The following is a 21657-nucleotide window of genomic DNA, read 5'->3' on the forward strand; positions in this document are numbered from 1 at the left end:
CTGTGTTACCCCCTTGGCGGCGGGCGGACGAGGGCAGACCGATGACAGGGAGCGCCGAGCGTGAGGGCCAGGCGCTGGACAGCCTGGCCGTCCTGCTCAGTGACGCGGTGACGGACGCGATCCGGGCCGCCCGCGGCTTCGCGGGAGGTGTGTATCTGCGTTCCGGCACGCCCGGTCTGCTGCGTCTCGCGGTGCTCGCGGGGCTACCGGGACCCCTCTTCCGTCCCTGGTGGCGCATGCACATGGACAGGCCGTTTCCGGCCGCGGACGCCCATCGGCTCGGGGTGGAGGTGCTGCTCGCCGATCCGGCGGAGACGATGCGCCGCTATCCGCAGCTCGCGGCCGGGCTGCCGTTCCAGTTCGGTTCGCTCTACGTGCCGGTCGTGGGCGACTCCACCTCGTACGGCGTCCTCACCGTGCTGCGTCCGCCGGCCTCGGACGCCACCGAGGTCCTGCCGGACCGCGACCGGATGACGGCGGTGGCGGAGGAACTCGGAGCCGCCCTGGCGTTGCTGGAGAAGGACGGGTCCTCGGTCCTGTGGGACAGCGAACCGCTGGGAACGCGCCCGCCCGCCGACGGCCCGTCCACCCGCTGCGTCGGGGGCTTCACCTGGGATCCGGGCGACAACACGCTGATCGCGGACGACGCCCTGTGGGCCCTGCTCGGGATCCCTCAGGAGGACTTCGAGGGCACCCCCGAGGCCTTCGCGGACGCGCTGGCCCACGACGAACCCCGGCTGCTGCTCGCCGCCCTGCGCGAGACCGCCGCCGGCCGCCCGCCGCCGCATCCGATGCCGGTACGCACCGGCGGTGGCGGGCTGCGGCTCCTTGAGCTGTGGACCGCGGGAGGAGCGGGCGAACCCCCGTACCGGGTCAGCGGCGCGCTCGTCGACCCGGGGTCGGGGCCGGCGGCGGACGGAGCGGCCGACCAGCTCCCGGAGGGCGTCTTCGCGATCGACCGGCTCGGGCAGATCACCTACGCCAATCCCCGCGCCGCCGCACTGCTCGGCCGGCCGCGCGGCGAGCTGCTGGGACGCCTGCTGTGGGATGTGGTGCCCTGGATGGACCACCCGGCGTACGAGGATCATCTGCGCAGTGCGCTGCTCTCGCCGGACCCGGTGCACTTCCGGGCCCGGAGCCCGCTGGGGAGCGGAACCGAGGCGTCTCCGGGAAACGGGACGGGAACCTGGCTGAGTTTCTCCGTCTATCCCGGTCCCAGGGGGGTGACCTGCAAGATCATGCCGCTGGGCCGGGCCGCGGACGCCACCGGGAACTCTCCGTTCGAAGCCGAGACGACGCAGGCCGTACGGGCCGACCTCGAGGAACCCGACACCGGTGTCACGGGCACGGCACCGCAGTACCGGCCCATCGTCCTCGCGATCGCGCTGACCGAGGCCGTGACGGCGCGGCAGGTGTCCGAGGTGGTGATGCGCGAGCTGCTGCCCGCGTTCGGCAGCCGCCGCCTCGCCATCTATCTGCTCCAGGACCGCCGGCTCTATCTGGCCTGGGAGACCGGCTTCCCGCAGGGATTCCTCGCCCCTTTCGACGGCGTGGGCCTGGACGCCAAACTGCCCGGGGTCGAGACGCTCACCAGCGGCCGGCCGCTCTTCTTCGAGTCGATGCAACAACTGGCCGCCGCCTATCCGGGCATCGACCTGGACGCCACGGTCGGGGCCCGCGCCTTCCTTCCGCTGATCGCCTCCGGGCGCCCGGTCGGCTCCTGCATCCTCGGGTTCGACCGGCCCCGCACCTTCACCACCGAGGAACGTACGGTCCTCACCGCGCTCGCCGGCCTGATCGCGCAGTCCCTGGAACGGGCGCGGCGCTACGACAACGAGTCCGCGCTCGCCCGCGGGCTCCAGGAGGCCCTGCTGCCGCACCGCCTGTCGGCGCACCCTCTGGTGCAGACGGCGGGCCGCTATCTGCCGGGCACCGTCGGCATGGACGTGGGCGGCGACTGGTACGACGTCGTCGAGGCCGGCGACGGACTCGCCCTCGTCATCGGCGACGTACAGGGGCACGGTGTCCAGGCCGCCGCCACCATGGGGCAACTGCGCAGCGCGGTCCGGGCGTTCGCTCTCGGGGATCATCCTCCGGACGAGGTGATGAGCGGCACCAACCGGCTGCTCATCGACCTCGACCCGGGCCAGTTCGCGAGCTGCTGCTATGTCCGGCTGGACCCGCTGACCGGTGTCGCGCAGGCCGCGCGGGCCGGCCATCCGCAGCCGCTGCTGCGCCATCCCGACGGCCGTGCGGAGGTCCTGGACCTGCCCGGCGGCGTGGTGCTCGGTGTGGACCCGCAGGCCGACTATCCCGTGACGGACCTGATGCTGGAGCCCGGGGCCGTGCTGGCCCTCTACACCGACGGACTGGTCGAGCGGCCCGGCACGGACATCGACGAGGGGGTCGAGGCACTGCGCGCGACGCTGGCCGAGGCCGGTCCCTCACGGCGCCTCAGATCGGGCGGACCCTCCTTGTCCCGCGCGGCCGATCTGCTCACCGCGGAGGCACGGCAGGCCAACGAGCGCCCCGACGACATCGCCCTGCTGCTCACCACCCGCCGGACGCCCCGTGGCGGTGAACACCAGTAGCGGGTGTCGTCCGGATCGCCCGCGGGCCGTGCCGGCTCGAAGGATGTCAGTGGGCCGCGTCCAGGCGGGCCCGCTGGTCCGGGGTCAGTTCCAGGTCCACCGCCGCCAGGTTCTCCTCCAACTGGGCCACCGAGGAGGCACCGGCCAGCGGGATCACCGGCAGCTCGCCGCCGATCTGCCACGCCAGCACGACCTGGTTGAGGGTCGCCCCCGCCTCCTTCGCCACCTCCTGGAGCACGGAGAGGCGGGCGGCGTTTCCCGCGTGGTCGTAGTCGGACGGCAGCGGCCTGTCGCGCCGTCCGTACCCGCCGCCCAGCAGCGGCGAGTAGGCGACCAGGGTCAGGCCGGGCTCGGCCCCCAGGTAACTGACGAGTTCCCCGGTCGCCGCGCCGAGACCGCCCTCCGGGAAGAGGCCGCTCGGGATGTCGGAGCGGGGGCGCAGAAGGCTGTGGTGGTACTGGAGGACCTCGTAGCCGGGCAGTCCGGCCGCGGCGGCCAGGGCGCGGGCCCGCTCCACGCGCCAGACGGCGTGGTTGCTCACCCCGAGCAGTCCGACGACGCCTTCCGCAACGAGTTCGGCGAACGCCCCGACGGTCTCGCCGGGGGCGACGGTGCGGTCCTCGATGTGCGCGTACAGAAGATCGATCTTGCCCACGCCGAGGCGTTCCCGGCTCCGCTCGGACGCCTCGCGGATCACCTTGGCGGACAGGCCCTCGGGGTTGTCGACGTAGTCGGTGCCGGGGGCCAGCGGCCGTGCGCCGAGTTTGGTGGCGAGGACGATCTCGTCGCCGATGCCCCGGCTGCGCCGCCAGCGTCCGAGCAGTTCCTCGCTCTGGCCGCCCTGGCCGCCGTCGGTCCAGAAGGCGTAGTTGTCGGACGTGTCGATGAAGTTGCCGCCGGCCTCGACATAGCGGTCGAGTACGGCGAAGGAGGTCTTCTCGTCGGTCAGTGAGCCGAACCGCATCGCGCCGAGCGCGAGCACGCTCACCTCACGGCGGGTCCCCGGGTCCGTGCCGATCATGCGGTAGCGCATGGTGTCCCTCCCGTTCGGGCCCGAAGTCCCCGGGCCTGAACGGGAGTCTGGAACCTGAAGTGCTCTCCAAGTCAAGCCTTCTTGAACGGGCCCTCCAGAGCGGCCCACTGCAACAGCATGATGGTCTTGGCGTCGGCGATCTCCCCGGTGCGCACCATCGCCAGGGCGTCGCGGAAGGGCAGTTCGACCATTTCGATGTCCTCGCCCTCCTCGTCGAGTCCGCCGCCCTCATGGGTGCGGGTGGACGGGCCGTACGAGGCGGCGTAGAAGCTCACCCGCTCGGTGACCGAACCCGGACTCATGTAGACGTCGAAGACGTGCTCGACCGCGCCGACGGTGTGCCCGGTCTCTTCGATCACCTCACGCCGTACGGCGACCTCGGGGTGCTCGTCCGCCTCGTCGAGAAGGCCGCCCGGTGTCTCGATCAGCATGCCGTCCGGGTGCCCGTTGACGTACACGGGATAGCGGAACTGCCTGGTCAGCAGGACGGTTTCGCGCTCGGCGTCGTACAGCAGGAGCGTCGCTCCGTTGCCGCGGTCATGGGTCTCGCGCTCCTGCGTGCTCCAGGATCCGTCGGCGAGCTGAAGGTCGAAGGTGGTGGTGCGCTCCACATACCAGTGGCAGGACAGGAGTTGGACGTCGCGGATCTTGACCCGTGGGTTGCCGGTGAGGTCACGGCCCACCTGATCGAGTCCGGTGCGGCCACGGCGGTCGGGGGTGTCGATGCCAGCGGTCATCGCTCGGCGGCCCGGCGGGCGCGGGAGATGTCGTTCATGGGCACTGTCTACCATCCCGAGACCAAGATCCCGGTCACAGCGGGGCTTCGCCCGTTTAGGCTCACGGCATGGAACAGACGGAGATCATCCTGCGCGCCATCGGCGTGCTCACCGAGACCAACGCCATGGTGCGCAGGATCGCCCAGGACGAGGAGGACGGGGTCGAGTCGGCCGAGAACAACCTGGGCGCGCTCGTCACCGAGGTGTTCCCGCGCGTCGAGGTGCCCGGCGACGCCGGCCCGGCGGAGGCCGGGCAGGCGGTCGCGGACGCCTATCTGCCCGCCGCCATCTCGCTGGTGGGCGCCTTCGCGTTCCTCTTCTCCGAACTCGCCGACCTCCACGACTCCGGACGGACCGACGTCACGACGGCCGATCTCCTCCAGGACCTCGCCCTGCGGATGTCCCGGGCCGACAACACGTAGGCGCCAGGTCGGGCCCGGGTGAGGGAGTACCCGACTGCCCGCGCCCGGCCTCGACGCCGGGCGTGCCTTCGGGGATCGAAGACGGCCGGCAGCGAACCGGCCGCGTTCCGACGGGCCTTCAGGAGTGCGGAACCACCGCCACCGGGCAGGGCGCGTGGTGCATCACCGCGTGGGCCACCGAACCGATCCGCGCGCCCACCGCGGATCGGGATGCCCGGCGCCCGACGACCATCAGCTGGGCCCGGTCGGACAGTGACAGCAGCACCTGGCCCGCGCTGCCCATCTCGATGTGCTGGGTGACGGGCACCTCGGGAAAGCGTTCGCGCCACGGCTGGAGCGCCTCGGCCAGCGCCTTCCTCTCGTACGGCTCCAGGCCGCCGACCTCGTCCAGCATCTTCAGCGAGCCGGGGCTGTAGGCGAACACCGGCGGCAGACTCCAGGCCCGTACGGCCCGCACCGCCGCGCCACGGGCCGCCGCGGTCTCGAACGCGAAGCGGAGCGTGGCCTCACCGTCCTCAGGACCGCCCTGGTGGCCCACGACGATCTCCCGGCCGCCCGCTTCCCCTTCGGGACGGTCCTCCGAACGCACCAGCACGACCGGACAGGGCGCCTCGGAGATCACCCGCTGTCCCACGGAACCGAGCAGGAAGCCGACGAACGCGCCGTATCCGCGCGAGCCGAGGACCAGTGTCCCGGTCTCGGCGGCGACGCCCAGCAGCGCCTCGACCACGTCGCCTCCCACGGAGTCGATCACTTCGACCGTCACCGGCAGGTCGCTGTGCCGGTCGACGACCGTGCGCGCCGCGTCCTCGATCATGCCGCGCACCCAGCGTGCCTGGTCCTCCCGGTCACCACCGCCGACCATGTCGTGCGGCGGCCAGTGCCAGGCGTACACCACCCGCAGGGGCACACCCCGGCGGACGGCCTCCCGGCCCGCCCAGCCCAGCGCCGCCCTGCTCTCGGGTGATCCGTCCACGCCCACGGCGATCGGGTGGGTCATGCGCCTGCCTTCCGTCGCCGGCCCGTCCGTCCGGCCGGGTGCTCGTCCATCCTGACCGGTCCAGTGTCCGCCACCGGCACCGGTGAACCCGCAGACCGGAGGGCGCGTGGTGCGCGGAGGCACGCGCCGCCGCCCCGGCCGGGGGCGGGGCCGGGCAACGCGGTCCGACGGCAGCGGGTCGTGGCGAACGGGCGGCACCCGGCTACGCCGACGCTCGCACCACGAGTTCCGGGTCGAAGATCAGCGACGTGGGTTCGGTGCGTACGCCCCGGATGTGCTCGTCGAGGAGAGCGGCCATCGCCGCGGCCATCTCCTCCACCGGCTGCCGCACGGTGGTCAGCGGAGGCCGGCACGTGACCGCCACACTGGAGTCGTCGAAGCCGACGACCGCGACATCGTCCGGCACCTGTCTGCCCCGCTCCCGCAGCACCTGGCACACGCCCTGGGCCATCAGGTCGTTGGCGGCGAACACCCCGTCCACGTCCGGGTGTTCGGACAGCAGACCCGACATCGCCGCCATACCGCTGTCCAGCGTGAACCCGCCCTCGGCCACAGGGACGTACGGATGTCCCCTGCGGGCCATGGTGTCGCGGAACCCGGCGAGCCGGTCCTGGCTCGCGGCCACGCCGAGCGGCCCGGTGACGGTGACGATCCGCCGGCACCCCCGGTCCAGCAGGTGCTCGGCCGCCAGTCGCGCCCCCTCACGGTGGGCGAGATCGACGTAGCTGAGCCGCACGGGACGGGAGGGCCGGGCGAAGAGGACGGCGGGCAGACCCGCGTCGGCGAGCAGCGCGGGCAGTGGGTCGTCGGCATGGGTGGAGACGACCAGCGCGCCGTCCGCGCTGCCCTGCCGGAGGTCCGCCAACACCTGGCTGCGGGTCTCCGCGGACTCGGCGAACATCAGGAGCGGATGCATCGAGCGCGGACGCAGGTACCCCACCACGCCGCTGACGACCCGTCCGAAGAAGGGGTCCGCGAACACCCTCGCGGCGAAGGCGTTCTGCTCCTCCCCCGGGGAGTCGCCCGCGCCGGAGACGATGAGCGCCACGGTCTGGCTGCGCCGGGTCACCAGCGATCTGGCGGCCCGGTTGGGCGCGTATCCGGTCCGCTCGATGGCCTGGCGCACCACCTCCCGAATCCCGGGGTCGACGTTGCGGACACCGTTGACGACCCGGGACACGGTCGCGCGGGAGACTCCGGCCACCCGCGCGACATCCTCCAGCGTGGGGGCCTGTCTGCTCATGGCGGCACCCTAACGGCACGGCACCGCCTCGGGATAGAGCGCTCTCCCCGGCCACCCCGGCACTCATCCGGGGCCCGGACCAGCACGGTGGCCGTCAGCGGCAGAGCGCCCGCGGAGCGGCCGGAGAGCACGCGGTAGGGGCCGGGCTGTGTACGCCACGCGTGCTCGTCCTGTGCCCGGTGGCGCAGCGCGCGGTCCGGTATCCGCACCGACGCCGCTGCCCGCTCGCCCGGTTCGGCGTTCACCGCGGTGTATCCGGCGAGCCGTCGTTCCGAACGCTCCAGGGGCCGGGAGGCCCGGCGAGATACACCTGGACGACCTCGCGTCTGCGTCGCGGGCCGCCCGCACACATCCTGCCTCATTCCTGGGAGAGCGCTCTCTCCCGGCTTCGCGATTCAGTTGTAGAGCCCGAACTCGTACAGCGAGTAACCCCATCCGGTTCCTCGGACCGTGCCGTTGACCCGTACGTAGCGGCCGGTGCCCGACACGTCGAGGTCGTCGACGCCGCCGTTGCCGTCGGTGACCGTGCGGACGGTGGTCCAGTTCTGCCCGTCGTCCGAGGTCTGCAGCGTGTAGGCCTTGGCGTACGAGGTCTCCCAGACCAGTTGCGCATGCCGGAACGAGGTGCGGGTGCCGAGGTCGACCCGCAGCCACTGGGGATCGCTCCAGTCGCTGGCCCAGCGGGTGGTGAGGTTGCCGTCGACGGCGCCCGCCGCGGTGCAGGGGCAGTCGCCGCCGCCCGCCTGGGACGAGGAGGCGGTGGCCGGCTTGCCGAGGGCGACGTTCGTGCCGCTCGGGGTGGGCGGCACCACCCGCACGGAGCGGGTCTCGACACCGACGTTGCCCTTGCCGTCCTTGACCTTGACATAGAACTTCCAGACACCGGGCCGGTCCGGCGCGGTCACCCGGAGCCGGCCGCCGCCGAGGTCGGTGAAGGGCAGCGAGTTCAGCTGTTTGCCCTGGTCGATGTACATGCTGTTGTCCAGCACCTCGTACGTGATCGGATCGCCTTCGGGGTCCGTGGCCTTGACGGCGAGCGTGAGGTCACGTCCGGCGGGCACCTTGCCCGCGTCCCCCTCTACGGCCAGGTCGGTGATGACCGGCGGGGTGTTGTCCCGGGAGGTGTCCGCGCCGTAGGCCTTCTTCACCGCGTAGTACGACAGCCGCTTCTCCCCGGCGGGCAGCAGGTTGAACCAGATGCCGCCGAAGTCGTACTCGGTCCCGTAGTGGAACATCGTCGCGCCGAGCGCGACACCCTTGTGCCCGGTGACGCAGTTCCACGCCCGGGTGTAGCCGTCGGCCTTCGCCCGGTCGGTGGGTTCGGCGGGCACGCCGTTGGCGTCGTCCGGGACCTCCCACTCACCCGCGGGCCCGGTTTCGGTGACGATGTAGGGCTTGGTGTAACCACCTTGCTCCCAGGCCGACTTGACGTCGCAGACGGCGTTGTAGGCGTTCACCGCGTACAGGTCAAGGTCGGGCGCGTTCCGCTTGTAGTAGGGCCAGGCGCCGGTCCACGCGTCGGTGGAGGTGACGGGGTGGTTGGGGTCGACGGCGTGGATCTTCTTGGCGATGTCGTTGACGAGCGTGGTGTAGGCGTCGCGCTGGCGCTCCAACTCGGCGCCGCTGTAGCAGTTCTGGAGTCCGAGCACGGACTCGTTACCGACATTCCACATCAGGACACCGGGGTTGTCCTTGTAGGTGGCGGCCCATTGGGGGAACTCGGTGAGCACCTGGTTCTTGTAGGCGGTGTCCGTCAGGTAGTTCACACAGCCGCCGCTGCCGGGACCGCCGCCGGGTTGCAGCCAGAAACCGCCGATCACTCTGAGGCCCTGGGCCGCCGCCGCGTCGAAGAGGGGTTTGCTGGAGGCGTCGGTGCCCCAGGTGCGGACGGTGTTGACGCCCATCGACTTCAGGTCGGGCATAAAGCGCGCGGCGTCGGCGACGGCAGGCCCCCAGGTGAGGCCCTTGATCTGGTACGGGCTTCCGTCGACGGTCAGTTGCCAGTTGCCCTGCGAGCCGGTGACCTTGACGACGCCGCCGGCCGCCTGCGCGGGCTGGGACGGCAGGACGAGCGCTCCCGCGGCGAGCAGGCCCGCGGTGAGGGGCGCCGCGATACGGCGCCGGGTGGTACGGGATCCGGTCATGAGTGTCCGTCCGGTGTACGGGTGAGGGGTGCGGGTGGGGGGTGCAGGTGAGGGGTGAGGTGTGCGGTGGGGGGGGACGGGCGGTCCCGCCGGCCCGGGGGTGCGCACCGGGCCGGCGGAACTCCTCCTCGTCAGGGAAGCCGGTAGTTCTCGTCCAGTGCCGCGCCCGCTTCGGGGTGCGTCTGGTCGTAACCGCGGGCGTCGCACTGGAGTCCGCCGACGACGCAGTGGTCGACGAGCGCCTTGAGTGTCGGCGGGTCCCACACGTTGAAGAAGTCGTAGTGGAAGGAGTAGCCCGCGCCGCTCGAAAGCCTGACCTGGGACATGTCGCCGTTGACCGGGAAGGCCATCTTGAACTCGATCATCGGCAGGGCGACCGGGTGGTCGTCCGGGCAGATGTTGTTGTTGGTGCCGGGATTGACCACCGGATACGCCATGTGACTCTGGTGGTTGGGTGTGTCCAGGTACTTGCCGTCCCAGCAACTGGGCGCCTGGAAGCGGATGTTGAGCTGCACGTCGGCGGTGTTCGGGCACTGCTGCGGGAAGTCCACGTTGAAGTAGCTGTTGCCGCACTCCCATCCCTCCACGAACCCCCGGTGGTTGCGGAAGTCGGCGGCGGACTGCATGGGGCTGCCGACGACGAACCGCAGCCCCTTCGGGAAGGGCCGGACGCTGGTGTAGTCGGTGACGCCGGCCTTGTAGTAGATGACCTGCGGGCCCACCGGCAGGACGGGCGCACTGCCCTTGAGCAGGGTCGGCATCCAGTACGCCGACTTGTCGCCGGGGGCCTTGCAGCTGGTCGAACCGGCGTCGAGCGAGGCGGTGGTGCTGGCCGCCTCGGTGGTGGTGTTGCCCAGGAAGGTGTGGTCGTGGGACTTGCCCGGCTGACCGGGGTAGACGATCGGGTCGTCCGGCCTGGTGCGGGTCACCGAGCAGTTCGCCTGGAACTCGTGGAAGTAGCGGTGCGTCGGATCCGCCTTGGACGGGACGACCCCGGTCACCTGCGGATTCGCCGGGATGTAGCCGTCGCCGTCCGGGTCCTCGGGCGAGGCGAGCGTCGAGGCGGCCATCGCGTGAGCCGCGTGGACGGCCGTCGAACCGGATACGGACGACGCCGGACCGGACGCGGGGCCGGCGCTCATCGCCACTCCGGTCAGGCCGAGCGAGGTCAGCACCAGCGCGCTGGACATCAGTAATCCTGAGACGATCTTCGATCTCCGTGCCATGGAGACCTCCTGCCACGTCGATGGGGACGGTGGGGGTCGGGCGACCACGGGCGGCGATGAGCACAGTGCCGCCGGGGCCGCCCGCGTGACGGTCCATCACATGTGCCGAGGGAACGGGAGAGCGCTCTCCCGTCGAGGAGTGTTGTGGCGGTTGCGCGGGAGTGTCAAGGGAGTTGACTAAGGATCACGACGTCGGCGATGTGCGCACCTCTTGAACACAATCCCAGAGCCCTCGCCGATCTCCGTTTGAGCCCATAGAGACCTGAACTGCCGCAAATCCATGCCGAGTTGACGCCCCACCGGGCAACAACATCCGGGACTCCGGTCACAACTCTTGACGTGTCGTTCACCTGGATGAAGCATGCAACGGCGAGAGAGCGCTCCCCCATACCTCCCATCGTTCACTTCCTGAACCAGGAGAGTCGCCCCCCATGTCTCGAACCCCCACAGACGTCCCGGAGCCCGGCCGTTCCACCGTCGCGCGACGCACCCTCCTCGGTGCGATGGCGGCCGGCGCGGCGGCGCCCGGACTGCTCGCGCTGTCCTCACCGGCGTCCGCCTCGCCCGCAGTTCCCGCCGTATCCGCCCTGCCCGCCCAGCAGCCGTCGGCCCTTCCCGGCGGCGGTGATCTCGGCCCGAACGTCATCGTCTTCGACCCTTCGACTCCGGGCATCCAGGCCAGGCTCGACCAGGTCTTCCACCAGCAGGAGTCGGCGCAGTTCGGCACGGGCCGCTACGCGTTCCTGTTCAAGCCGGGTACGTACAGCGGCCTCAACGCCCAGCTCGGCTTCTACACCTCGATCGCGGGCCTCGGTCTGTCACCGGACGACACGGCGATCAACGGTGACGTGACCGTCGACGCCGGCTGGTTCAACGGCAACGCCACCCAGAACTTCTGGCGTTCGGCGGAGAACCTCGCCCTCACTCCGGTCAGCGGCACCAACCGGTGGGCGGTCGCCCAGGCAGCCCCGTTCCGTCGTATGCACATCAAGGGCGGCCTCAACCTCGCCCCCGACGGCTACGGCTGGGCCAGTGGCGGCTACATCGCCGACAGCCGGATCGACGGCTCGGTCGGACCGTACTCGCAGCAGCAGTGGTACACCCGCGACAGTTCGGTGGGCGGCTGGGTCAACGCCGTCTGGAACATGGTGTTCTCCGGCGTCCAGGGCGCACCCGCGCAGTCCTTCCCCAACCCGCCGTACACCACGCTCGACACCACACCGGTCTCCCGCGAGAAGCCGTTCCTGTACCTCAACGGCAGCGAGTACCGGGTGTTCCTGCCGGAGAAGCGCACCAACGCGCGCGGCGTCACCTGGGGCAACGGCACCCCGCGCGGCACGTCGCTGCCGCTCAGCCAGTTCTACGTGGCCAAGCCAGGTGTCACCGCCGCCACCCTGAACGCCGCGCTCACCCAGGGCCTCCACCTGTTGCTGACACCGGGGATCTACCACCTCGACCAGCCGATCCAGGTGAACCGCGCGGGCACCGTGGTCCTCGGTCTCGGCTATGCCACGCTGATCCCGGACAACGGCGTCACCGTGCTCAGGACGGCCGACGTCGACGGGGTCCGGCTCGCCGGCTTCCTGATCGACGCCGGGCCCGTCAACTCCACGACCCTCCTGGAGGTCGGTCCGGCCGGGGCCTCGGCGGACCACTCGGCCAATCCGACCACCGTGCAGGACGTCTTCGTCCGCATCGGCGGAGCCGGCGCCGGCAAGGCGACGACCAGCATGGTCATCAACAGCCGGCACACGATCGTCGACCACACCTGGGTCTGGCGGGCCGACCACGGCACCGGCGTCGGCTGGGAGACCAACCGGGCCGACTACGGCATCCGCGTCAACGGCGACGACGTCCTGGCCACGGGGCTGTTCGTCGAGCACTTCAACAAGTACGACGTGCAGTGGTACGGCCAGCGGGGCCGCACCATCTTCTTCCAGAACGAGAAGGCGTACGACGCGCCGAACCAGGCCGCCATCCAGAACGGGAGCGTCAAGGGGTACGCGGCCTACAAGGTCGCCGACTCCGTGACCACCCACGAGGGTTGGGGCCTGGGCAGCTACTGCTACTACAACGTCGACCCGACGATCGTCCAGCACAGCGGATTCGCGGCGCCGAACAAACCGGGCGTGAAGTTCCACGATCTGCTGGTCGTCTCGCTGGGCGGCCAGGGTCAGTACGAGCGGGTCATCAACGACACGGGCACACCCACCTCGGGCACCTCGACGGTGCCGTCCACCGTGGTCTCGTACCCCTGACCGCCCCGCGCGGAGCCTGACGTCAGCAGGACGCCAGGCTCTCGAGGTCCACCGCGTCAGCCATCGCCTGCATCCCCTTGTCGTTGGGGTGCAGGTGATCGCCGCCGTCGAAGAACGGCAGGATCAGCTGCGGGTCGTACGGATTGCGCGTGATCCTGTCGAAATCCGTCACGGCGTCGAGCGCGCCGCTGTTCCTGATCCAGTCGTTGACGCCCTGGCGCACGGCCTCGGAGGCGGCGTCGTACTCGGACCAGCCCTTGAACGGCATGACGGTCGCGCCGACGACGCATTTGCCCGCCGCGTGGGCCCGGTCGATGATCTGCCGATAGCCGGCGATCATGTCGTCCACCGTGACACCGGAATGGGCCTTGATGTCGTTGATGCCTTCGAAGAGGAAGACCGTGCGGACCCCGGGCTGGGAGAGGACGTCACGCCGGAGTCTGTTCAGGGCGGCCTGCCCGGCGCCGTCCGCGAGGACCTTGTTGCCCGAGATCCCCTCGTTCGCCACTCCCTTCACGGTGAGCCCGGACGCGGCCTGGAGCCGCCGCGACAGATAGTCGGGCCAGCGGCGGTTCTCGTCCGTGGTCGAGGCCCATCCGTCGGTGATGGAGTCGCCGAGGGTCACCACCGAGCCGACCGCCGCGGACGTCTCCACGTCGACGGCGTCAAGCCAGTACCAGGAGCCCATCGGATCGGTCCAGTCGGCCGCGCCTTCTTCGGCCGCGTGGTCGCCCGCGGCCGCGTAGTTGGTCTGCATGGCCATGCCGTGGCCGGTCGTCGGTCCCTGGGCGCCGGTCACGTACAGGCTGATGACCAGGTCGCTCCGGTCGGCCAGCTTTCCGGGCAGCGGATCGCTGAGCACGGTCTCGCCTGCCGGGACGGTGACGGACTCGGCCCCTCCGAACGACAGCTGCCGGTTGGAGCCATGGACCAGTTCCGCACCCTGCTTCCGCCGCCCGGCGTACGCGCTCGCGAAGGTCACCGGGTGCTCGCCGAAGGCGTTGGACAGCCGGATCCGCATGTTCGTGCCGCCGACGCTGGTACGCACGATCAGCCGGTAGCTGCGGTCGGCGGGTCCCGCGCCCTGCCGGTCGGCGCTGGCGCCCCAGGTGACCACGGAGTGCTTCGCCCGTGACGCGTCGGCGGGCGTCACCGGCGTGCCCGACGAAGCCTGCGGCTGCGCCGCCGCCGAGGCGGTCGGGGGGCCGCAGACCGCGAGGAGCAGCGCCGATACGACGCCCACGGCGCGGCGGCGGAACCGGGCGCCGCTCATCCGAGGCCCCTCAGGGTGACGGATTCACCGGGCTTGAGGCTGACCTCGCGCGAGGCGCCACCCGCGACGACGGTCGTCTCGCGGCCGCCGACGCTCTTCAGCGTGGCCCGGGTCACCTTGCCGTTCTTCCAGCCGATGTCGGCGACGAAGCCGCCGCGGACACCCACGCCGGATATCGAGCCGGATGCCGCCCAGGCGGCGGGCAGGGCGGGCAGCAGCTCGATGTGTCCGGGCCGTGAGTAGACCAGCATCTCGACGATCGCCGCGGGGGTGCCGAAGTTCGCCTCGATCTGGAAGATTCCGCGGCCCGTCTCCACCTCGTAGATGTCGAAGAGGTTCATCGCGCTGCCGTTGCTGCCGTTGACCGACGGCTTCAGGTTGTTGACGACCAGTTGGTAGGCGTTCTCCGCGTTCTTCAGCCGCGCCCAGCACAGGCTGCGCCAGGCGTTGGCCCAGCCGAAGCTGTGCATGCCGCGCGCGGTGAGCAGGGCGGTCGCGCCGTCGAGGATGTCCTTCGGCGTGGAGTCGTCGGGTCGGATCCGGTCGCCGGGGAACAGGCCGATGAGCGGGGAGAGGTGCCGGTGGGTGGTCTCGCCGAGGTTGTCGGGCGACATCCATTCCTCGAGCCAGCCGGTCTTGGGGCTGACGACGGGCAGGTACAGGCGTCCCCGCAGGCCGTCGACGGTCTTGCGGTAGGCGGCGTCCTTGGCGAGCACCTCGGTCGCGGTGCGGTAGTTGCCGAAGAGGTTCCACACCAGTTCCTGGGCGTACGTGATGCCCTTGGCGTCGAGCGGGCCCTGCTCGGGCGACCAGTCGCTGTCGGCGATCAGGACCTCGCGCTCGGTCCCCGACGCGTCGGTGACCGTCGTGGTGATGAGGCGGGCCTCCCAGAACTGCACGGCGCCCTTGAGGAGGGGGTAGATCTTCTTGAGGTAGGCGCGGTCCTGCGTGTACTCGTAGTGCTCGAACAGGCTCTGGCAGATCCAGGCGTTGCCGGCCGGGTGCCACCACCAGCCGCCCCCGCCATAGGGGTTGGTGGAGATCGCCACGGTCCAGCCGGCGATCTTTCCGCTGGAGTTGCGGTACCGGTTGGTGGACTCGTTGAACAGCCGCTGGGTGACCTCCGTCCAGTCGGGCAGCTGGACGAGGCAGTAGTCGGTGAAGGCGTCGAAGCAGTCGGACAGGCCCGCCCGGTCGGCCATCCAGTAGTTCATCTGGAGATTGATGTCGGTGTGGTAGTCGGCCATCCAGTCCGGGTCGTTGCCGTCCAGCCAGGGGCCCTGGAGGCCCATCGGCAGGCTGCCCCGCGATCCGGAGATCATGAGGTAGCGGCCGAACTGCAGGTAGGCGGCCTCGAGTTCCGGGTCGGGGATGTCGTCCCGGTGGCGTGCCCGCAGCCGCTCCGAGGTGTCCAGCTCGCGCTGCGCGGCGGAAGACGTACCGAGGTTGATGTCCAGCTGTCCGAACACGGCCCGGAAGTCGGCGACATGGGTGTGCAGCAGGGTGCTCGCCGAGTGACCGGCCGCGTTCAGGACCTTGGTCCTGGCGAGGCGCTCCGGGGCCAGGGACGGGTCGCGGAACTTCGTCGCCGCGTCGGGCACGTAGTTGGTACCGCCGCTGACGACGACGGTGAGCTCCTTGCAGCCGCTGAACGCGATCGACGTGCCGTCGACGCGGACCCTGCCCGTGCCGCTGTACGCGGTGACGGCGGCGCCGTACTTCAGGCCGTTGGCCAAGGAGGCGCCGAACGACGTGTAGCGGCCCGCGCTGTTGGCGGTGGTTGACTCGCCGTGGGTGCCCGCGAGGGAGACGGTACCGGTGTAGGAGCCGCCGCCCTGCTGGGAGAAGTACAGGACGATGGCGTCGTCGGGTCGGCTCGCGAAGATCTGCCGCCGGTAGGTGATGCCGGAGATGTCGTACGAGGTGCTGATCAGGCCCTGGGCCAGGTCGAGGGAGCGACGGTAGTTGTTGACGTTGCCCAGGTCGTGGTCGGGAAGGTCGACGGTGAGCTCGGCCAGCATCGTCAGGGAGCCGAAGTCGTCGCGGCCGTACGGGAACTGGCCGTCGCTCTGCAGCCTGTCGTTGAGACCTCCGGTCCACAGGGTGGCGTCGGTGATCATCAGGAGTTCGTTGGAGGGGTCGTTGCTCGCGAGCGCGGCGAGGCGCCCGTTCCCGATCGGCAGCCCCTGCTCGATCATCGACTTGGCGGAGCCGGGAGCCTGCCACCACAGCTGGTTCTTCGCGGCGTCGGCCGCGGACAGCATGGGCGATGCGGTGGGGCGCAGTGGGGCCGCCGAGGCGGTGAAGGCGGGCAGACCGCCCAGTGCGGTGGCCGCGCCGGCTGCGGCGGCGAGTGCGAGGAAGCCTCTGCGGCTGGGGGTGTTGTCGTGTGATGCGGTGTGCTGAACGTCCACGGTTGTGCACTCCATATCCGGGAGCGGCTCATGCGGGAACGACGGCTGCGGGCCGTCGGCTGGTGCAGGTCCCCGCGGGGCCCGGGTGGTGTCACCGGGCCCCGCGGGAAGCGGGTCGGGCGGGAAGCGGGTCGGGCGGGAAGCGGGTCGGGCGGACTGCTGAACTGGAACCGACTACGTGACTCAGACCGACTGCGGAACGACGATCTGGTCGATGTCGGGGGCGTATCCGCTGCCGCTGTCGAAGGTGATCGTGTTAAAGCCCGCCTTCAGCGCCAGTTGGACGCCGACCGTCTCGGCCGTGCTCCAGTCGCCCGTGGAGGGGAACTTCTCGCTGGTGCCGTTGCCGCTGTTGGAGGAGACGGTCACCGAGCGGGCGTCGCCGCTGACATAGGCGACCTGGACGGTGTAGATGCCGTCCTTCTTCACCGTGACGTCGTTGAACCGCAGCTTGCCGCCGGTGTAGAGGTTGCCGACCTTCTTGCCGCCGGAACAGGCGTCGCAGCCGGCGACCGAGGCGTTGCCCGACAGGGTGTTGGCGCCGGACTCGGCCTCGTAGCTCGTGGTCGTCAGCGTGCTGCCGCCGGGCTTGACGGTGAACAGCCGCGAGCCGTGGGCGGGCAGCGCCTCGGTGATCTTGTTCTTGTACGTCCCGAGGTTCGCCTTGTTCCACAGGTCGCGCACGGCGGCGTTTCCGGTGAATCCGAGGGAGGCCCACTGAGCGGTGACGGAGGCCGGGGAGTCGGCGAGGTTGAACAGGGCGACGGTGTAGGTGCCGTCGGCGTTCTTGGTGCCCCAGACCTGCTGGTCGCCGACGGTGGTGACCGGACGCGCGACGGGCGAGTCGTTCTGGTCGACGGCGATGACTTCCTTGTCGGTCAGCAGGGAGACGCCGTAGCTGTCCAGCTTGGTGAGGTCGTCACCCGTGAACAGCGGCGACTTGTTGATGGCCCACAGGGTCATGTAGCTCTGTCGCTCGGCCTTGGTGAGGCCGTCCATCTCTCCGTTGCCGACGTCGAGGCTGTCCAGGTCGTTCCAGCCGCCCGGGCCCGCCTTGCGGCTCCACGCGGGGGCGTCGTCCCACCGGTCGTCGACCGAGTTCTCCCAGGTGACGAGGGTGTTGCAGTAGCACTCGACGTCGGTGTCGATGCGCCAGCCGTTGGAGTACTTCTTCCAGTCGGCGGCGTGGCCGATGTCGAGCGACCAGGAGAGTTCGAGGTGGATCGGGCGCCCGGCGGTGGCGATGGCCTTCTGCCAGGCGGCGACGTCGGGGACGTTGTCGTAGTTGTCACCGGACTTGAAGGAGCCCGGCCCCACGCCGTCCAGCTTGAGGAAGTCGTAGCCCCAGTCGGCGAACTGGTGCGCCTGCGAGTCGATGTACTTCTGCGCGCAGGGGTTGTCGTAGTTCAGCTTGTAGGCGTTGTCCCAGCCGTTGGTGGTGCGCAGGTCCGAGTAGACGACGTCGGCGGTGGTGCAGCCGGGGGCGTTCCAGATCGGCGTCCTGCCTTCGCCGTATGCCCCCTTCTCCAGGCCGACGGGCAGGTAGATGCCGGCCTTGAGGCCCTTGGAATGGATGTGGTCGGCGACCGACTTCATGCCGTGCGGGAAACGGACCGGGTCGGGCGTCTGGCGTCCGTACTGGTCGAAGCTCGTCTTCCAGGTCTTGTCCATCCACCAGCCGGCGTCGATGTTGACCTGGTCGTAGCCGTAGTTCTTCAGCTTGGCGGCGAGGGCGTCCGTCTGCTTCAGGACGTTCGCCTCGGTGAGGTAGCTGTAGTCGCCGTCCGGGTTGAGGCCCGGGTACTTCGACGACTGCATGCTCCAACTCGACCAGCCCATGTACGGCTTGGCCGCGACGGGAGTGGTGGCGGGGGTCTCGCGCGGCACCGGGGTCTTGGCCTGTGCCGCCGGGACGGTCGCCGCGAGGCCTGCCGTGAGGGCCAGCACCACCACGGCTCTCAGGGTGCGTGCGGGCAGGACGGAATACGAGGATGACCGCATGGGTCGCGCCTCCTGTGGGGGGGGGCAGGGTTGGGGCGGCTCAGCCCTTGCCGGAGCCGATGGTGAGTCCGCTGATGAACTGGCGCTGGAGCGCGAAGTACACCAGGAGGGTGGGGATCGCGGTCATCAGGGCACCGGCCGCGATGAGGTTGGGATTGGTGAAGTAGGCACCCTGGAGGTTGGCCAGGGCGGAGGTGACGGGGCGCTTGTCGCCGGACTCGATCAGCGCGAGCGGCCAGAAGAAGTCGTTGTAGATCCAGATCGATTCGAGGGCCGCGAGGGCCGCGAACGCGGGGCGGCACAGCGGCAGGATGATCTGGAAGAACTGGCGCCAGACGGGGGCGCCGTCCACGAGCGCCGCCTCGGAGATCTCTTTCGGGATCGTCTTCATGTAGTTGCTGAGGACGAAGGTGCAGAACCCGGACTGGTAGGCGATGTGGATCGCGATGATGCCCCAGGCCGAGTTGTAGAGGAGGAGGGAGTCGCTCATCCACTGCGGCAGCGGGACGAGGAGGTAGAGGCGGTACAGGGGGGTGACGAGGACCTGTGCCGGGAGCAGGTTGCCCGCGGTGAACAGCATCAGCAGGACGATGTTCCAGCGGAAGTCGAAGCGGGAGACGAAGAAGGCGACCGCGGCCGAGAACAGCAGGGTGCACAGGACGGACGGCACCGTGATGAGGACGGAGTTCCAGAAGAAGTGCGGCATCCCGGACTGGTTCCAGGCGTCGCTGAAGTTGCCGAGGCCGATGCTGTGGGGCCAGGAGAGATAGCCGTGCTTCGCGGTGTCCGAGTAGGGCCGCAGCGAGGTGTACACGGCCCACAGCAGCGGGACGAGCCAGAGCAGGGCGATGCCGGCCAGCATCAGATGACGGCCGGTCTGGCGACGGGGTCCCTTGGCGGTCCTGGGCTGATCGCGCCGGGGTCTCGTGCGGGCTCCCGGTCGCATCATGGTCGTGGTCACTGGCCCTCCCTCCGGAAGTTCTGGACGAGGAAGGTGCCGATGGCGGCAAGGGAGACCACGAGCAGGACGACCGCGAGGGCGGACCCGTAACCGATGTGACTGGACTCGCCGATGATGTTGTCGGTGATGAGGAGGGACAGGAGCTCCATGCCCGGCTTGCTTCCGACGCCGCCGCCCAGGACGTAGACGACGTCGAAGGACCGCAGGGACTCCATGACCGTGATGACCAGGATGATGACATTGACCGGTCTCAGGGCCGGGAAGACCACCCGCAGGAAGGTCTGGCGTCCGTTGGCGCCGTCGAGCGCGGCGGCCTCCTTGAGTGCCGGGTCGAAGCCCTTCAGGCCGGCCAGGTAGAGGATCATGATGTATCCGGTGTGCCGCCAGCTGGAGGCGACCAGGACGGCCCACAGGTTGAGGTCGGGGTTGCCGAGCCAGTCGATGTGGTGGCTGGATCCGGCGACGCCCAGGATGCCGTTGAGGAGCCCGGTGTCGGGGTTGTAGATGATCTCCCAGATGAAGCCGACGACGGCCAAAGAGAGCACCATCGGCAGGAAGACGGCGGTCTGGTAGATCCTCGTGAAGCGGATCTTCCGGTCGAGCTGGTAGGCGAGGAAGATGCCGAACGGGGTCGGCAGCAGGGCCGTGAACAGCAGCCAGATCACGTTGTGCCGCACCGCGGGCCAGAACGGCGGGTAGTTGGTGAAGATCTCCTTGTAGTTGTCCAGGCCGATCCAGTGGATGTCGGCCAGGTCGATGCCGTCCCAGGTGGTGAAGGACAGCCCCAGGGAGGCCAGTGCGGGCAGCCAGACGAAGAAGAGCAGGGCCGCCAGCGGGATACCGATGATGACGGTGAGGAAGATCCGGTCGCCGGTGCCGAGCCGGCGGGGGCGGGCGCGTCGCGAGGCGGGGGACGTGGTGGGCGCGGAGGACACGGTGCGTGCGACCTTTCCGGTCCTGGTCAGGCCGTGAAGAAGCGCGAGCGCTGGGACTCGATCTTCGTCAGCGTTCCCGAGCCGTCGTCGGGGTGGCTGAGCCACTCGGTCAGGCCGGGAAGTACGACGGTGGAGATGAAGCCGGGGTCGCTGTCGCGGTCCGCGAACTGGCTGATGTGCTTGGCGGAGGCGATGAGGTCGGCGGACTTCTTCTGGAGCGCGTTGTACGAGCCGGTGCTCGCCTTCTCGTTGACGGCGAGGTTGCTCGGGTCGACGCCCATGTACAACTCCTCGGCGTGGGCGCCGCCGAGGAACTCCAGGAACTTCTTGGCACCGGCCTCGTTCTTGGGCCGGCGGCTGAGCATGAAGCCGTCGGTGGGGGCCTCGACGGCGTCCTGACCGTGCGCGGCGTCGATCTCGGGGAAGGGGAAGAAGTCGATGTCGGCGCGTATCTTCTCGTCGGTGATCTGCTGTCCGAGGAAGAGGCCGATGACGGCCATCCCGGACTTCTTGTCGAGCAGCGACTGGGCGGCGTCCTGCCAGGAGCGGCCGGCGGCGCCCTGCTGGTAGTAGGGGGCGAGTTCACGCCAGTGATCAAGAGTGGCGAGGGCGCGCTTGTCGGTCCAGGAGACCTTGCCGCGCATCAGGGACATGTGGAAGTCGTAGCCGTTGGTCCGCAGGTTGAGGTAGTCGAAGGCGCCGAGGATGCTCCAGGCGTCGCCGCCGCCGTAGCCGGAGGCGATCGGCGAGAGCCCGTCCTTCTGCATCTGCTTCGTGAGCGCGATGAACTCGCTCCACTTCTGCGGGACTTGGTAGCCGCGCTCCTTGAAGAGGCTCTTGCGGTAGAAGACGGCCCACGGGTAGTTGTACAGCGGCACGAAGTAGTACTTGCCGTCCTCGCCGCGGGAGAGCTGCTTGGTGGCGTCGCTGAAGTCGGCGCCTATCTTGTCCCACACGTCGTCGAGGGGGCTGCAGAGCTTCTTCTTGGCGAAGTACTGCATGCGGTAGCCGGCGAACCAGGTGAAGACGTCGTCGGGGGTGCCCTGCAGATAGCTGGTGATGCTCTTCTGGAAGGTGTCGTGGTCGACGGTGTTCGTCTTCACCGTCAGACCGCTGTCCTTGGCGAACGCTCCGGTGACGGAGGCGTAGGCCTTCTTGGGCGTGGCGTCGCCGCCGTTGGATCCGAAGGTGACCGTCTTCGGGTCGGCCCCCGCTCCCCCGCCGCAGGCGGTCAGGACGGGCGCGGCCAGTGCGGCGGCGCCGAGTCCGAACAGTCCGCCGACCACTCTGCGGCGGCCCGGGTCACGCGCAGCCAGGGGATTGCGGCTCTGCTGCGTCATAGTTGCTCCTCACGCGTGTCCGTACAGGTCTGATCTTCAG

16 protein-coding genes are annotated in these 21657 nt (G+C 69.8%); 3 read left to right on the top strand and 13 right to left on the bottom strand.

Annotation, left to right across the window (positions count from 1 at the left end; translation table 11 throughout):
* Positions 1-41 precede the first annotated feature (41 nt).
* A complete protein-coding gene (locus ACFYR3_RS25940) occupies positions 42-2591 on the top strand; it encodes a SpoIIE family protein phosphatase (protein ID WP_356784396.1) in 2550 nt (849 codons plus the stop codon).
* A 46-nt stretch (positions 2592-2637) separates the two neighbouring features.
* Here ACFYR3_RS25940 and ACFYR3_RS25945 read toward each other — a convergent pair whose 3' ends face one another.
* On the bottom strand, positions 2638-3624 hold the full coding sequence (locus ACFYR3_RS25945; protein ID WP_355857835.1) for an aldo/keto reductase: 987 nt from the start codon (positions 3622-3624) through the stop codon (positions 2638-2640).
* A 71-nt stretch (positions 3625-3695) separates the two neighbouring features.
* Entirely contained in the window at positions 3696-4361 is a 666-nt protein-coding gene (locus ACFYR3_RS25950; protein ID WP_355857838.1) for an NUDIX domain-containing protein, read from the bottom strand.
* A gap of 107 nt (positions 4362-4468) precedes the next feature.
* Between ACFYR3_RS25950 and ACFYR3_RS25955 the strand changes: the two genes are divergently transcribed.
* On the top strand, positions 4469-4822 hold the full coding sequence (locus ACFYR3_RS25955) for a hypothetical protein (protein WP_261707414.1): 354 nt from the start codon (positions 4469-4471) through the stop codon (positions 4820-4822).
* Between the two features lie 118 nt (positions 4823-4940).
* Here ACFYR3_RS25955 and ACFYR3_RS25960 read toward each other — a convergent pair whose 3' ends face one another.
* The 5 genes from ACFYR3_RS25960 to ACFYR3_RS25980 all read right to left on the bottom strand — a co-directional run bounded on the left by ACFYR3_RS25960 (position 4941) and on the right by ACFYR3_RS25980 (position 10435).
* A complete protein-coding gene (locus ACFYR3_RS25960; RefSeq protein ID WP_355857841.1) occupies positions 4941-5822 on the bottom strand; it encodes a universal stress protein in 882 nt (293 codons plus the stop codon).
* A 202-nt stretch (positions 5823-6024) separates the two neighbouring features.
* Complete coding sequence (locus tag ACFYR3_RS25965) at positions 6025-7065, bottom strand: LacI family DNA-binding transcriptional regulator (RefSeq protein ID WP_355857844.1); 1041 nt, start codon at positions 7063-7065, stop codon at positions 6025-6027.
* Complete coding sequence (locus tag ACFYR3_RS25970) at positions 7062-7427, bottom strand: fibronectin type III-like domain-contianing protein (protein ID WP_355857847.1); 366 nt, start codon at positions 7425-7427, stop codon at positions 7062-7064. The genes ACFYR3_RS25965 and ACFYR3_RS25970 overlap by 4 nt, the downstream gene beginning before the upstream one ends.
* A 33-nt stretch (positions 7428-7460) precedes the next feature.
* Positions 7461-9209, bottom strand: a complete 1749-nt coding sequence (locus tag ACFYR3_RS25975; RefSeq protein WP_355857850.1) for a discoidin domain-containing protein — start codon at positions 9207-9209, stop codon at positions 7461-7463.
* Between the two features lie 131 nt (positions 9210-9340).
* Positions 9341-10435, bottom strand: coding sequence for a DUF1996 domain-containing protein (locus ACFYR3_RS25980; protein WP_355852816.1), 1095 nt, complete (start codon positions 10433-10435; stop codon positions 9341-9343).
* Between the two features lie 431 nt (positions 10436-10866).
* Between ACFYR3_RS25980 and ACFYR3_RS25985 the strand changes: the two genes are divergently transcribed.
* Positions 10867-12693 (top strand): coagulation factor 5/8 type domain-containing protein, encoded by a 1827-nt coding sequence (locus ACFYR3_RS25985; RefSeq protein ID WP_355852813.1) that lies wholly within the window; start codon positions 10867-10869, stop codon positions 12691-12693.
* A 22-nt stretch (positions 12694-12715) separates the two neighbouring features.
* On the opposite strand, the gene ACFYR3_RS25990 is transcribed toward ACFYR3_RS25985, so the two are convergent.
* From ACFYR3_RS25990 to ACFYR3_RS26015, 6 genes are all read right to left on the bottom strand, one after another.
* Entirely contained in the window at positions 12716-13966 is a 1251-nt protein-coding gene (locus tag ACFYR3_RS25990) for an SGNH/GDSL hydrolase family protein (protein ID WP_355852810.1), read from the bottom strand.
* Entirely contained in the window at positions 13963-16380 is a 2418-nt protein-coding gene (locus ACFYR3_RS25995; protein WP_389284828.1) for a glycoside hydrolase N-terminal domain-containing protein, read from the bottom strand. The genes ACFYR3_RS25990 and ACFYR3_RS25995 overlap by 4 nt, the downstream gene beginning before the upstream one ends.
* Before the next feature lie 183 nt (positions 16381-16563).
* Positions 16564-18381, bottom strand: coding sequence for a carbohydrate-binding protein (locus tag ACFYR3_RS26000; protein WP_355852804.1), 1818 nt, complete (start codon positions 18379-18381; stop codon positions 16564-16566).
* 40 nt (positions 18382-18421) lie between these two features.
* The gene (locus ACFYR3_RS26005) at positions 18422-19327 is read right to left on the bottom strand and encodes a carbohydrate ABC transporter permease (protein WP_389284871.1); all 906 of its coding nucleotides are present in this window, start codon (positions 19325-19327) and stop codon (positions 18422-18424) included.
* Between the two features lie 11 nt (positions 19328-19338).
* Complete coding sequence (locus ACFYR3_RS26010) at positions 19339-20277, bottom strand: sugar ABC transporter permease (RefSeq protein WP_355852802.1); 939 nt, start codon at positions 20275-20277, stop codon at positions 19339-19341.
* 26 nt (positions 20278-20303) lie between these two features.
* The gene (locus tag ACFYR3_RS26015; RefSeq protein WP_389284829.1) at positions 20304-21617 is read right to left on the bottom strand and encodes an ABC transporter substrate-binding protein; all 1314 of its coding nucleotides are present in this window, start codon (positions 21615-21617) and stop codon (positions 20304-20306) included.
* Positions 21618-21657 lie beyond the last annotated feature (40 nt).

The organism is Streptomyces sp. NPDC005784 (assembly GCF_042871525.1).
In the GTDB taxonomy this organism is placed as follows: Bacteria; Actinomycetota; Actinomycetes; order Streptomycetales; family Streptomycetaceae; genus Streptomyces.